This window comes from Pseudomonas sp. UYEF17, from assembly GCF_040546125.1.
In the GTDB taxonomy this organism is placed as follows: Bacteria; Pseudomonadota; Gammaproteobacteria; order Pseudomonadales; family Pseudomonadaceae; genus Aquipseudomonas; species Aquipseudomonas putida_Z.
This window is the reverse complement of record NZ_JBEPNE010000015.1, coordinates 1-12,458: the sequence shown is the minus strand read 5'-3', so window position 1 is coordinate 12,458 and position 12,458 is coordinate 1. Positions and strand designations below refer to the sequence as shown.

Genomic DNA, 12,458 nt, shown 5'->3' with positions numbered 1-12,458 from the left:
CTGCCTGGACCTGCTGTAAGTCCTAAGTCCTTTCACCTGCCCGCTTGAAAGCGAAAAGGCGTTGATCCGACGTTAGCAGGTAAGCCCAAGGCGGCATATACGCCAAGTGCCGCCATTAACATTGTGAATCTTATTTGTGCCCTTCCTGCAATCCGGTCGGTTGTGCATACACTGTTCGGGTACCTGTGCGCACAAGGACCCGCCATGCCTCACGACGCCTTCTGGCTGCCCGCCAGCGAGCACTGCAGCCTGTACGTGCACCAATGGTTGCCGGCCACACCGGTAAAAGCCGTGGTGTTGCTGGCCCATGGCATGGCCGAGCATGCCGGGCGCTACCAGCACCTGGGCCATGCCTTGAGCGAGGCCGGCTTCGCCCTGTTCGCCGCCGACCAGCGCGGCCATGGGCGCACCGCCGAACTGGGCAGCCTCGGCCTGTTCGCCCGCCATCATGGCTGGAATGCCGTGGTCAACGACCTCGGGCTGCTGGCCCAGCACATCGGCCAGCAATACCCGTGCACGCCGCTGTTCCTGTTCGGCCACAGCATGGGCAGCTACATCGCCCAGGCCTACCTGCTGCACCACAGTGGCAGCCTGCATGGGGCGATCCTCAGCGGCTCCAACTACCAGCCGGCAGCGCTGTACCACGTGGCGCGGCTGATTGCCCGGCTGGAAGCCTGGCGCCAGGGGCCGCTGGGCAAGAGCGCACTGATCGAGTGGTTGTCGTTCGGCTCGTTCAACAAGGCCTTCAAGCCCAACCGCACGGCGTTCGACTGGCTCAGCCGCGACCCGGCGCAGGTCGACCTGTACGTCAACGACCCGCTTTGCGGCTTTCGCTGCAGCAACCAGTTGTGGCTTGACCTGCTGCAAGGCTTGGCGCAGATCAGCCAGCCGAGTAACCTCGCGCAGATCGATCCGAACCTGCCGCTGCTGGTAATCGGTGGTGAATGTGATCCGGTCAGTGCCGGCAAGCGTCTCACCCACCTGGCCGACGCCCTGCGCGCGACCGGCAATCGACATGTACAGCTGCGCGTCTATCCTGAGGCGCGGCACGAAGTACTCAACGAAACCAACCGTGACGAGGTCACCGCCGATATTCTCGGCTGGCTTGAACAGGCGCTGGCTCTTGGCCGCCCTGTGCGCAGTGAATGACAGCCGCCCTCGCCTACCCCTTAAGGAAGCCCCGATGTCCCAGGTCACCAACACGCCTTACGAAGCCCTCGAAGTCGGCCAGAAGGCCGAGTACAAGAAGTCCGTCGAAGAACGCGACATCCAGTTGTTCGCCGCGATGTCCGGTGACCACAACCCGGTACACCTGGACGCCGAGTTCGCTGCCAAGAGCATGTTCCGCGAGCGCATTGCTCACGGCATGTTCAGCGGCGCGCTGATCAGTGCTGCAGTGGCCTGCACCCTGCCTGGCCCTGGCACCATCTACCTGGGCCAGCAGATGAGCTTCCAGAAGCCGGTGAAGATTGGCGATACCCTGACCGTGCGCCTGGAAATCCTGGAGAAGCTGCCCAAGTTCAAGGTGCGCATCGCCACCAATGTGTACAACCAGAATGATGAGCTGGTGGTCCAGGGCGAGGCCGAGATCCTGGCACCGCGCAAGCAGCAGACCGTCGAGCTGGTGTCGCCGCCGAATTTTGTGGCTAGCTGAAGATTGATGCAGGCAGTACCGGCCCTTTCGCGGGTAAACCCGCTCCCACATGGACCTCACAGCATCAAGCCGTGACGCAATCCTGTGGGAGCGGGTTTACCCGCGAAGAGGCCGGCGCAGCCAACATTATTCGATAGCCTGCAACCGCCGCTCGATATGCCTGCGCTCCGGCTCCTGCCGGGTCAGCGCCAGCGCCTGCCGCCAGGCCGCCCGGGCCTCTTCCATATGCCCCAGCTGGTAATGCAGCTCGCCCCGCGTCGCATGCGCCAGGTGATAGTCCAGCAACTCTCCCCTCGCCAGAATCCCTTCGACTTCCCGCAGCCCAACCTCCGGCCCATCCCGCTTCGCCAGCGCCACGGCTCTGTTCAGCTCTACCACTGCTGACGGCCAATGCCGCTGCAGCACGTCATACAGCCCGACGATCTCCGCCCAGTCGGTCGCTTCGGCCGTAGCCGCCTCGGCATGCACCGCCGCAATCGCCGCCTGCACGGTATAGGCACCGAACGCCCGGCTTTGCAGGGCCTGGCGCACCAGTTCGCAGCCTTCGGCAATGCGTTGCCGGTCCCACAGGCTACGGTCCTGCTGCTCGAGCAATACCAGATTGCCCCGGCCATCGGTACGCGCGCGCTGCCGGGACGCCTGCAGCAACATCAGGGCCAGCAGGCCGACCGCCTCCGGGTCGGGCAGCAACTGCACCAGCAGGCGCGCCAGGCGAATGGCTTCATCGCTCAGCTCCTGCTGCAACAGCGCCTCGCCCGACGACGCCGAATAGCCCTCGTTGAACACCAGGTAGATCACCCGCAGCACACTCTCCAGGCGCTCGGGCAGTTCGTTCAGCTCCGGCACCTGATAAGGGATGCCGGCATCGCGGATCTTGGCCTTGGCGCGCACGATACGCTGGGCGATGGTGGCCGGGCTCTGCAGGAAAGCACGGGCGATCTGCTCGGTGGTCAGGTCGCAGACTTCACGCAGGGTCAGCGGCACCTGGGCATCGGCGGACAATGCCGGGTGGCAGCAGGTGAAGATCAGCCGCAGGCGGTCGTCGGCCAGCAGTTCTTCCTCGCTGGGGTCCTGCGCCTGGCCGTCGAGCAGCATGCTCAGGTCTGCCTGGGAACGGTCGAATCGGGCCCGCCGGCGCAGCGCATCGATGGCCTTGAAGCGGCCGGTGGACACCAGCCACGCCCGCGGGTTATCGGGGATACCGTCGCGCTGCCAGCGCTCGACGGCGATGAAGAAGGCATCGTGCATGGCCTCCTCGGCCAGGTCGAAATCACCCAGCAGGCGGATCAGCGTCGCCAGGATGCGCCGTGACTCGCTCCGGTAGACCGCCTCGACCTCGGCGCGCACCTGCGCCAGTGCCATCATCAGTCGGGCATCCGCTGGGTCACCACCTCCACCAGGCGGTCCAGGCTTTCTCCCCAGCCCTGGTGGAAGCCCATTTCCTCATGGGCGCGGCAGTCGGCGGCATTCCAGTGCCAGGCGCGGGCGGTGTAGCGGGTTTTGCCTTGCTCCTCGTCAAAGCTGATCACGGCAGTCATGAACGCCTTGCCCGAAGGCACCCAGCCCGTGCCGAAGGCATCGGTGAACACCAGCCGCCGCGGCGCGGCGATTTCCAGGAACACGCCCTGGTTCGGGTACTCGCTGCCATCCGGCGCCCGCATCAGGGTGCGGAACAGGCCACCGACCCACAACTGCATCTCGCACTCCGGGGTGGTCATGCCCTGCGGCCCCCACCACTGCATCAGCCACTGGGGCTCGGTCCAGGCGCGGAACACCTTGGCCGGTGGCGCGTCGATCAGGCGGCTGATGGACAACTCGTGTTGCGCTTGCGCGGGGTGTGCAAGGCTCATGCTGGTAGGTCTCCATTGCTGTCAGGGTTGCAGTTCGCGCACCGGCCGCACCTCGACACTGCCGACCCGCGCGGCGGGGATGCCCTTGGCGATGTTCAGCGCCTCGTTCAGGTCGCGGGCTTCCACCAGGTAGAAGCCCGCCAGTTGCTCCTTGGTCTCGGCGAACGGGCCGTCGGTCAGGCTCATGTGCCCGTTGCGCATGCGCACTGTGGTGGCGGTCTGCACCGGCTTCAGCGCCTCGGCCGCCAGCATTCGCCCGGAGCCTTGGATGGATTCGGCATACGCCATGCATTCGGCGTCTTCCGGGCTGTCGGGCAGGCTGTGCAGCAGCCCCTCGTCACAATAGACCAGGCACAGGTATTTCATGGTCGCCTCCAGGGCATTGGCAAAGTGCGTTTGGCGATAACGGCTCAGGGCTTGAGATCGAACAGGGCTTTCTGGGTTTCCATGTCGAATGGCGCCGACCAGTGTTCGTGGATTACCTGCCACTGGCCACCTTGACGACGATAGCCCACGGTGGCGCGCATGAAGCCGCACTGGCTCTCGTTGTCCGCGGGGCCACAGCGGTTCAGCCAGTGGGCCAAGGCCAGGTCGCCAGCGGCATGCACGGTAAGTTCGGCGAATTCGAAAACCATCGGGCCGGGGCACATGCCCATGCACATTTCCCAATGCGCCTGGTAGGTTGCCTTGCCTTTGAATTGCAGGGCCTGGATGGCATCGAAGGCGACGATGTCGTCGGCATAGGGAGCGACGATGTTGGGTATGTCGCGGTCGCGCACGGCCTGCATCCAGCGCTCGATCAATTGGCGGATCTCGGTTTCGGCTGCGGTGTTCATCGGGAGTTCCTCCGACAGGTCATGGGTGATTGGGCACGGGGGTGCAACGTGCTCTCACCTATTGGTCGAACGGGAACTGGAGGAATCGACAGGAAACGGAAATTATTCTGCATGGGTAATTGCAGAATACCCGCGAGAAACAACGAAAGCAGGCTTGTTCAGGCCATTGCGGCTTGTTCGAAGACCTCGTCGGCCCACTGGTTGAGGCTTTTGCCGGCAGCACGGGCAGCAACACTCGCGGCAGCATGAACTTCGGGCCGGATACGCAGCATTACTTTGCCCGAGGCAGGTTTTTCCGGCGCAATGCCCTGCTCTGCGCAATCGGCCAGGTAATCTTCCAGCGCATCGCGAAACGCCTCATGCAGCTCGGGCACCGAGCTTGCGTGAAAACTGATGATGTCACGCATACCAAGCACACGGCCGACGAAGATATCGTCACGCGCGTCGTACTCGATACGGGCAGCGTAGCCTTTGTAGCGCATGCAACTCATATCCTGACTCCTGCCCGCAAGAGGAATTCACGGGCTTCTTCAATCTGATACCGCTTGGCTTCCTTGCCTGGATGAGGCCGATGGCATCTCCAGCATTGGCCACCCAGCAACAGCTTGACCCTGGAGCCTTGCCGCTCCAGCACCTCACCGCCCAGATGGAGTACCAATGCCTCGATCTCGGAGAAAGCCAACGACGCCGTGGTCGGCGTTCGGAAAATTGCGTCGAGGATTTTGCGGTATCGAGTGTTCATCAAAAAATGCTATCAAATTAAGATAGCACTTTTTCCTCGATATTCATTCAGGATTTTTCTGTTGCCCGAACTGCGAGACGGTTGATGGCCCCGTCACCCGCAGGCCGGCGAAAGGGCCATCAACACCAGGCAAGCCGATCAACCCTGCTGGCACCCCTCACCCATGGCTCGGTACTGGATGGTGTGCACCTGGCCCTGGTGGTCTTCGTAGGTCATGGTCGCAGGTACCACTTCGCAGACGTTGGGGATGGTCGACAGGTTGATCACCCGCTTGATGTCCAGATTCATGGAGTAGTCGTACTGCTGGGCGACGGGCTCGCTGGAGACGGGTCTGGCCTCATCGGCGAGGGCGAACGAGGACATACCGACCAATGCAAGAATCAGTAATGGTTTCATGTGAGTTTGCCTTTTGAGCATTCAAGCTGATCGATTGACTTCTATTGCCGTGCCCGGCGCGGAGAAGTTGCCATCTGCGGTGAAGATGGCACGAAGTACCGATCCCGCTTCGTACTGCCAGTGGGGATGGCTAAAAGTCTACTCCCGGCCTGGAATAGTTGAACCCCGAACTCGGACATTCACCCTTGCCAGATATGCAACAATCTGCGACAAGTTCACCGCAAAACATCGGGCCAGAGCCTCTGGCCACCTTTCAGGGCAGGGCGCGCAATTTCTGAAAATTTGTACTGTTCGAAACTTTCGGCCACGGAACGCCGGCTGCTGGACCACTTTTACCGCCAGCACGGCTCACACATGCGTGCTGCGGGCGATGCTGAGCTGTGGGTGGCGCGGGCCCCCGGCATCATCGCAGGGTTGAGCCTGAGCCCGGTGGGCGATGGCTTCTGGCTGACCGGGTTGTTCGTCGACCCGCAGCGGCGCAGCCAAGGGGTGGCCGGGCGGTTGGTCGAGGCGGCGCTGGCGCAGGCTGGCGGGCCCACCTGGCTGTTCTGCCACCCGGACCTTGCGCCCTTCTACCAGCGCCTGGGCTTCGACATGACCCAGCAGCTGCCGGAAGCCCTGGCTGGCCGCCTGCAGCGCTACCAGCGCAGCAAGCGGCTGGTGGCACTGCAACGGGGTCAGTCGTCGCTGGCGTCGAGCCCGGGGAACAGCACCTCGGTGTAGCCGAACCGGGAAAAGTCCTGGATGCGTGACGGGTACAGCCGACCGATCAGGTGGTCACATTCATGCTGCACCACCCGCGCATGGAAGCCGTCGGCAAAGCGATTGATCGGGTTGCCCTGGGGGTCGATGCCTTCATAGCAGATGTGCTTGAAACGCGGCACCACGCCGCGCAGGCCGGGTACCGACAGGCAGCCTTCCCAACCGTCCTCGATCTCGCTGGACGTCGGCGTGATGACCGGGTTGAGCAGGATGGTCTGCGGCACCGGTTCGGCATCCGGGTAACGCTCGCTGCGCTCGAAGCCGAAGATCACCAACTGCAGGTCGATGCCGATCTGCGGTGCGGCCAGGCCCACGCCGCCCACATGGCGCATGGTTTCGAACATGTCGTCGATCAATTGCTGCAGTTCGGCACTGCCGAGCATGTGCTCGGGCACTGGCGGGGCGATGCGCAGCAGGCGTTCGTCGCCCATCTTGAGAATGTCACGGATCATCGGGGGTTCGGCTCGGAAGATTGCTGCTCGCTCGGTACAGGGTGCTCATGGCCCAGCACGGTAATGGTTTCGCGGGCCTTGTGCTCATCGGCGTCCTTCTCGCCAGGGTTCTTGCCCTCGCTCGACATGTGCTCGATCACTGCGTTCATCTCCGCGCCCAGCAGCAAAACGGCGGCGGAGATATAGAAATACAGCAATAGCACGATGATTGCACCGATACTGCCGTACATGGCGTTGTAGTCGGCAAAGGTCTTCACATAGTAGGCAAAGCCCAGCGAGGCCAAGATCCACACCACCACCGCCAGCACCGAGCCCGGGGTGATGAAGCGGAACTGCTGCTTCACATCGGGCATCACGTAGTAGATCAGCGCCACCGCCACCATCATCAGGATGATGATCGCCGGCCAGCGCAGGATGGTCCACACCGTGACGATCACCTCCTGCATGCCGACCTGGGCGGCAATCCACTCCATCACCTGCGGCCCCAGCACCATCAGCGCCGCAGCCACCAGCAACATGCCGGCAATGCCCACGGTGTAGATGATCGACAACGGAATGCGCTTCCACACCGGGCGGCCCTCGGGCACATCGTAGGCGGCGTTCATCGCGCTCATCATCAGGCGCACACCGGCCGATGCGGTCCACAAGGCAATCACGATACCCACCGACAACAGCCCGCCCTTGGACTGCTGCAACTGGTCGATCACCGGGTTCACCTGCTCCAGCGCCTGGGGTGGCAGCACCAGTTCCGATTGCAGGCGCAGCCAGGAGAAGAAGTCCGGCAGGTGCAGGAAACCGATCAGGGCAATCAGGAACAGCAGGAACGGGAACAACGAGAACAGCATCTGGTAGGCCAGTGCGGAAGCGTAGGTCGACATCTCGTCGTCGAGGAATTCCTTGACGGTGCGTACCAGCACGCGGTGCAGGGGCAGGCCGCGCAGGTCGGGGAAAATCATAGCGTCTCCTTTCGCCGCTCGATTCGTGTGTACCACGGTAAGTCTAATAGACCATGCCGCTGCTGTGCTGATCCCGGCCATGCTGCAAGAATTTGCTTACGCCAGTAGCGGCCTCTTCGCGGGCGTGCCCGCGAAAAGGCCGGGACAGGCCACTCACATCAAGGCTTTTTCACCGCGTCTTTCACGTTGCCCTTGATCTGTTGCCCCTCGCCCTTGAGCTCCTGCGCTTCACCCTCGGCCCGCAGCCGCTCGTTGTCGGTCACTTTGCCGACACCCTGCTTGACGTTGCCGATCGCTTCGTTGGCCAGGCCTTTCGCTTTGTCTTTGGTACCGCTCATGGCAAAACTCCTGCAATTGGGGGCACGTGGACCGTGCCGACAGTCGGTGGACCCGACGCCTTCGCCAAGCGTTCCAAGAGTTTTTTCGCCCTCGAGCCGAACGGCAAGGCGGTTGGCAAACCTTGCCCCGCTACCCGCCACCCCTCACAATGCAGGCCTTCATAGCGTCAACCCGCAGGAACCTGCATGAAACTCGACAAACCCGCCGCCATCGCCCGGCGCAACGAAGCACTGGCCCGCCCGGTGCTGACCAGCAGCAACACCCTGTTCGCCATTCTCGATCGCAAGCGCAACCTGTGGTGGTTCGAGGTGCCGGTGGCGCTGCTGCGCAAGGGCCAGCCCGACTGGGTCAACCTGCTGCTGCACACCCCGGAAAGCGACGAGCTGCAGCACCTGAAGGTGCCGACCAACTTCCTGCGCGCTCACCAGGAACAGATGGAAGTGCGCAACCCCGGCAAGCGCCGCTCGACCATCAGCCTGGCCCTCAGCGCCGACCGCGACTCGCTGCTGCGCGACACCCGCCCGGGTGGCGAGCAGCTGGACTTCCGTACCTTCGTGCAGGCCTGATCAGGCCTTCTCGATGCGATCGTCATGGATGACGATGCGGCCCTGCTTGAACAACCCGCCAATGGCCTTCTTGAAGTTGCCCTTGCTGACGTTGAACAGCTTGCTGATCAGCGCCGGGTCGCTCTTGTCGCACACCCCCAGCACCCCGCCTTCGGCCTCCAGGCGCGCCATGATCTGCTCCTGCAGGCTGTCGGCCAGGGCCGCACCCACCGGTTGCAGGCTCAAGGCGATCTTGCCGTCCGCGCGCACTTCCTTGATGAAGCCCTTCTCGTGCATGCCCGAGCGCAGGAACTTGAACACCTCGTTCTTGTGGATCAGGCCCCAGTGGCGGTTGTTGATGATCGCCTTGAAGCCCATCGGCGTCTCGCCGGCTACCAGCAGCTCGACCGGCTGGCCTACCTGGTAGTCCGCCGGGGTGCGGTCCAGGTAACGGTCCAGGCGTGAGGTGGCGGTGATGCGGCGGGTGCGCTTGTCGAGGTACACATGCACCACGCAGTAGTCGCCGATCTTCAGCGGCCGCGCCTCTTCCGAGTACGGCATCAGCAGGTCCTTGGACAGGCCCCAGTCGAGGAAAATGCCGGCACCGTTGATGTCCTTGACCTTGAGGCTGGCGAACTCGCCAACCTGCACCTTGGGCTTCTCGGTGGTGGCGATCAGCTGGTCTTCGCTGTCCAGGTAGATGAACACGTTCAGCCAGTCATCCACTTCGGTTTCGGCGTTTTTCGGGATGTAGCGCCCGGGCAGCAGGATCTCGCCGTCGGCGCCGCCGTCCAGGTACAGGCCGAAGTCCACGTGTTTTACGATTTGCAAACTGTTGTAACGCCCAAGCAGAGCCATTTCCGATGTTCCTCAAGACAAGGCGGCTATTCTACACCTGAAGCCAGCGCGCCGCCCGACCGCTGATGCAGTGGAACCGTCAGCGTCCCTCTTGCGTCTACCGTCTGGCCAGCACCCGCAAGGAACAGCCCATGCCGCTACGCCTGTCCAAAGCCCTGCTCGTCGCCATCGGCTGCGCCCTGGCCCTGGCTGCCTGCAGCCGTATCGACCTGGCCTACCGCAACCTCGACCGCCTGGTGCCGTGGTCGCTGGGCGACTACCTGGCCATGAACAGCGAGCAGAAGGCCATGCTTGACGACCGCCTGCGGGAGCACTTGGCCTGGCATTGCAAGACCCAGCTGCCTGGTTACCTCGACTGGCTGGACCGGGTACGCGGCATGGTCGCCGACGACCAGGTGACCGACCAGGCCCTGCAGCAGCGTACCCGCGAAGCCCGCGAGGCGATTGGCCGGGTAGCCGAGGAAATCACCCCTTCGGCCACCGAGTTGCTGCGCGGCATGAGCGATAGCCAGGTGGCGGAGATGCGCGAGGCGTTCCGCGAGGACATCAGCGAACGGCAGAAGAAGTATGTGGATACGCCGTTGGACAAGCAGATCGCCCGCCGTTCCGAACGCATGGAGAAACGCCTGACGCCGTGGTTTGGCGAGCTGACCGCGGTACAGAAGCAGCGCGTGCAGGCCTGGTCCCAGGCACTGGGCGACCAGAACCGCGAATGGATCGCCAACCGCGCGCACTGGCAGCAACAATTGCTGCTGGCGATGAACCAGCGCAACGACGCCAGCTTCGAGCCGCGCCTGGCGACGTTGTTGCAGCGCAAGGAGAGTTTGTGGACGCCGGAGTACCGGGCGGCGTATCAGAATACCGAGCAGCAGGCGCGCAGCTTGCTGGTGGACCTGGTGCACCAGAGTACCCCGCAGCAGCGGCGGTTCCTGCAGGAGCGGTTGGGCAAGGTGCGTACCGATTTCAGTGAATTGAAGTGTTTGAAGGGGTAATTGGGAAAAGCAGGCCCGGCCTCCTCGCGGGTAAACCCGCTCCCACAGGGACCTCACTGGTTTCGAATCCTGTGCCGTACCTGTGGGAGCGGGTTTACCCGCGAAGGGGCCAGGCCTGCCAAAGCACAGTCACCGCCCCTTGCGCCGATACGGAAACACATCGATCACCTTCCCTTCACGAATCGCCGCTTGCAGCCCCTTCCAGTAATCCGCGTCGTACAACTCCCCATGCAGCCGGCTGAACAAGCGCCGCTGGCCGATATCGGCAAACAGGAACGGCGGAAACTCCTCGGGGAACACGTCATGCGGCCCGATCGAGTACCACGGCTCGCCCGACATCTCGTCCTCCGGGTAACGCGGCGGCGGGATATGGCGGAAGTTCACCTCGGTCAGAAAGCTGATCTCGTCATAGTCATAGAACACCACCCGGCCATGGCGGGTAACGCCAAAGTTCTTCAGCAGCATGTCGCCAGGGAAGATATTCGCCGCCGCCAGCTGCTTGATGGCCAGGCCGTAATCCTCCAGGGCCTCCAGCACCTGGCCCTCGCTGGCGTGTTCCAGGTACAGGTTCAGCGGCGTCATGCGCCGCTCGGTCCAGCAGTGGCGGATCAGCACCGTGTCACCCTCCAGCGCCACGGTCGAAGGCGCCACCTCCAGCAGTTCGGCCAGGCATTCCGGCTCGAACTTGCTACGCGGGAAGCGAAAATCGGCGAACTCCTGGGTATCGGCCATGCGCCCGACGCGGTCGACGCTTTTCACCAGCCGGTACTTGTCGATCACCGTGGCACGGTCGACCGTCTTCGACGGTGAAAAGCGGTCCTTGATGATCTTGAACACGGTGTTGAAGCCCGGCAGGGTGAACACGCTCATGACCATGCCGCGTACCCCGGGCGCCATGACGAAGCGGTCGTCGCTGCTGGCCAGGTGGTTGATCAGCGCCCGGTAGAACTCCGACTTGCCGTGCTTGTAGAAACCAATGGAGGTGTACAGCTCGGCCACGTGCTTGCCCGGCAAGATGCGCTTGAGGAAGTTGACGAACTCCGCCGGCACCGGCACATCGACCATGAAGTACGAGCGGGTGAAGGAAAAGATGATCGACACCTCGGCCTCGTCGGTGATCAGCGCATCGGCCTCGATACCGTGCCCTTCGCGGTGCAGCAGCGGGATTACCAGCGGCCACTGCTCGTCGCTATTGAACAGCCGGCCGACCAGGTAGGCGCCCTTGTTGCGGTACAGCACCGGCACAAACAGCTCCAACGCCAGTTTCGGATCCTTGCATACCCAGTCCGGCAGGCACTCGCGCAGCTGATCCTCCAGGCGCGCCAGGTCGCCTTCCAGGTCGCCGTACGGCACTTCGAACGGGTAATCGCTGAACACTGCCCGCAGCAGGCTCTTGAGCCCAGCGTCAGGCCGATAGGTACGGGTTTGCGCGGCGCGCTCACGGCTGCGCATGGACGGTCGGGTGGTGTGGATGAACATGCAGCCGTCGCTGATCAGGTCGTGGCTGAACAGGCTGCAGAACAGCGAGTTGTACCAGGTCTCGGACAGCTCGTCGTCCAGCCTTGGGTCGATCAGGTGGATATAGGCGTTCTTCACCAACGGCCATTGTTCCACATCCAGCAGCACATCCTCGGCAAAGCCCTGGCGCAGCCAGCCGTTGACCTCGGCGACCTTCTCTTCATAGAGATTGATGCGGGCGGCGGAGGCACGCTGGATATCCTGCCAGCGCGCCTGCTCGAAGCGCTTGCGGGCACCGAGGGTTATGCGCTGGAAGTGGTCGCGGTAGTCGTCGAAGCCGGCGAGGATCATTCGGGCGATTTCGACAGCGGGCCAGGGCTGGGGCATGCGAGGACCTCGGTGCAAGGGTGAGATACAGAGCTTAGTCTGCCTGTCCGGAATACGGCGCCTGTGCCGGCCTCTTCGCGGGTAAACCCGCTCCCACAGGTTCTATGCAATGCTCGGCCCTGTGGTAATCCTGTGGGAGCAACTGTCTTGCTCAATTTCTAAAATCTAGCGCGTCACCTGTGGGAGCGGGCTTGTCCCGCGAACACGGGCGAAGCCCGTGCCATCCGGCGC

At 63.1% G+C, this 12,458-nt stretch carries 17 protein-coding genes; 5 read left to right on the top strand and 12 right to left on the bottom strand.

Annotated features, from left to right (window positions below):
• The first annotated feature begins 204 nt into the window (after positions 1 to 204).
• Together ABIB24_RS19925 and ABIB24_RS19920 are read left to right on the top strand one after the other, a co-directional pair.
• A complete protein-coding gene (locus tag ABIB24_RS19925; protein ID WP_085691688.1) occupies positions 205 to 1,149 on the top strand; it encodes an alpha/beta hydrolase in 945 nt (314 codons plus the stop codon).
• Positions 1,150 to 1,183: 34 nt separating this feature from the next.
• Positions 1,184 to 1,654, top strand: coding sequence for a MaoC family dehydratase (locus tag ABIB24_RS19920; RefSeq protein ID WP_012273633.1), 471 nt, complete (start codon positions 1,184 to 1,186; stop codon positions 1,652 to 1,654).
• Between the two features lie 126 nt (positions 1,655 to 1,780).
• On the opposite strand, the gene ABIB24_RS19915 is transcribed toward ABIB24_RS19920, so the two are convergent.
• From ABIB24_RS19915 to ABIB24_RS19885, 7 genes are all read right to left on the bottom strand, one after another.
• Positions 1,781 to 3,019, bottom strand: a complete 1,239-nt coding sequence (locus ABIB24_RS19915; RefSeq protein ID WP_354317078.1) for an RNA polymerase sigma factor — start codon at positions 3,017 to 3,019, stop codon at positions 1,781 to 1,783.
• On the bottom strand, positions 3,019 to 3,504 hold the full coding sequence (locus tag ABIB24_RS19910) for an SRPBCC family protein (protein WP_354317076.1): 486 nt from the start codon (positions 3,502 to 3,504) through the stop codon (positions 3,019 to 3,021). The genes ABIB24_RS19915 and ABIB24_RS19910 overlap by 1 nt, the downstream gene beginning before the upstream one ends.
• Positions 3,505 to 3,525: 21 nt before the next feature.
• Positions 3,526 to 3,870, bottom strand: a complete 345-nt coding sequence (locus ABIB24_RS19905) for a YciI family protein (RefSeq protein ID WP_013973721.1) — start codon at positions 3,868 to 3,870, stop codon at positions 3,526 to 3,528.
• A 44-nt stretch (positions 3,871 to 3,914) separates the two neighbouring features.
• Positions 3,915 to 4,340 carry a YybH family protein gene (locus ABIB24_RS19900; protein ID WP_137164610.1) on the bottom strand — a complete coding sequence of 142 codons (426 nt, stop codon included), beginning with the start codon at positions 4,338 to 4,340 and terminating at the stop codon, positions 3,915 to 3,917.
• Between the two features lie 158 nt (positions 4,341 to 4,498).
• Positions 4,499 to 4,831, bottom strand: a complete 333-nt coding sequence (locus tag ABIB24_RS19895; protein ID WP_015271315.1) for a type II toxin-antitoxin system HicB family antitoxin — start codon at positions 4,829 to 4,831, stop codon at positions 4,499 to 4,501.
• Complete coding sequence (locus tag ABIB24_RS19890; protein ID WP_354317075.1) at positions 4,828 to 5,082, bottom strand: type II toxin-antitoxin system HicA family toxin; 255 nt, start codon at positions 5,080 to 5,082, stop codon at positions 4,828 to 4,830. The genes ABIB24_RS19895 and ABIB24_RS19890 overlap by 4 nt, the downstream gene beginning before the upstream one ends.
• A 138-nt stretch (positions 5,083 to 5,220) precedes the next feature.
• The gene (locus tag ABIB24_RS19885) at positions 5,221 to 5,478 is read right to left on the bottom strand and encodes a DUF2790 domain-containing protein (protein WP_004375752.1); all 258 of its coding nucleotides are present in this window, start codon (positions 5,476 to 5,478) and stop codon (positions 5,221 to 5,223) included.
• A gap of 354 nt (positions 5,479 to 5,832) precedes the next feature.
• On the opposite strand from ABIB24_RS19885, the gene ABIB24_RS19880 reads away from it, so the two are divergent.
• Positions 5,833 to 6,201, top strand: a complete 369-nt coding sequence (locus ABIB24_RS19880) for a GNAT family N-acetyltransferase (protein ID WP_337993832.1) — start codon at positions 5,833 to 5,835, stop codon at positions 6,199 to 6,201.
• Here ABIB24_RS19880 and def read toward each other — a convergent pair.
• The 3 genes from def to ABIB24_RS19865 form a co-directional block, all read right to left on the bottom strand.
• Complete coding sequence (def, locus tag ABIB24_RS19875) at positions 6,156 to 6,692, bottom strand: peptide deformylase (protein WP_013973724.1); 537 nt, start codon at positions 6,690 to 6,692, stop codon at positions 6,156 to 6,158. The two genes, ABIB24_RS19880 and def, sit on opposite strands and share 46 nt — an antisense overlap.
• Positions 6,689 to 7,648, bottom strand: coding sequence for a YihY/virulence factor BrkB family protein (locus ABIB24_RS19870; RefSeq protein WP_025340186.1), 960 nt, complete (start codon positions 7,646 to 7,648; stop codon positions 6,689 to 6,691). The genes def and ABIB24_RS19870 overlap by 4 nt, the downstream gene beginning before the upstream one ends.
• A gap of 158 nt (positions 7,649 to 7,806) precedes the next feature.
• Entirely contained in the window at positions 7,807 to 7,986 is a 180-nt protein-coding gene (locus ABIB24_RS19865) for a CsbD family protein (protein ID WP_015271319.1), read from the bottom strand.
• A 186-nt stretch (positions 7,987 to 8,172) separates the two neighbouring features.
• Between ABIB24_RS19865 and ABIB24_RS19860 the strand changes: the two genes are divergently transcribed.
• On the top strand, positions 8,173 to 8,553 hold the full coding sequence (locus ABIB24_RS19860; protein WP_013973727.1) for a hypothetical protein: 381 nt from the start codon (positions 8,173 to 8,175) through the stop codon (positions 8,551 to 8,553).
• Here ABIB24_RS19860 and ABIB24_RS19855 read toward each other — a convergent pair whose 3' ends face one another.
• On the bottom strand, positions 8,554 to 9,390 hold the full coding sequence (locus tag ABIB24_RS19855) for a CvfB family protein (RefSeq protein WP_013973728.1): 837 nt from the start codon (positions 9,388 to 9,390) through the stop codon (positions 8,554 to 8,556).
• A gap of 131 nt (positions 9,391 to 9,521) precedes the next feature.
• Here ABIB24_RS19855 and ABIB24_RS19850 point away from each other — a divergent pair, with 131 nt between their 5' ends.
• The gene (locus ABIB24_RS19850) at positions 9,522 to 10,382 is read left to right on the top strand and encodes a DUF6279 family lipoprotein (RefSeq protein ID WP_137164612.1); all 861 of its coding nucleotides are present in this window, start codon (positions 9,522 to 9,524) and stop codon (positions 10,380 to 10,382) included.
• Positions 10,383 to 10,511: 129 nt separating this feature from the next.
• On the opposite strand, the gene aceK is transcribed toward ABIB24_RS19850, so the two are convergent.
• Positions 10,512 to 12,227 (bottom strand): bifunctional isocitrate dehydrogenase kinase/phosphatase, encoded by a 1,716-nt coding sequence (aceK, locus tag ABIB24_RS19845; RefSeq protein ID WP_354317072.1) that lies wholly within the window; start codon positions 12,225 to 12,227, stop codon positions 10,512 to 10,514.
• Between the last annotated feature and the right edge of the window lie 231 nt (positions 12,228 to 12,458).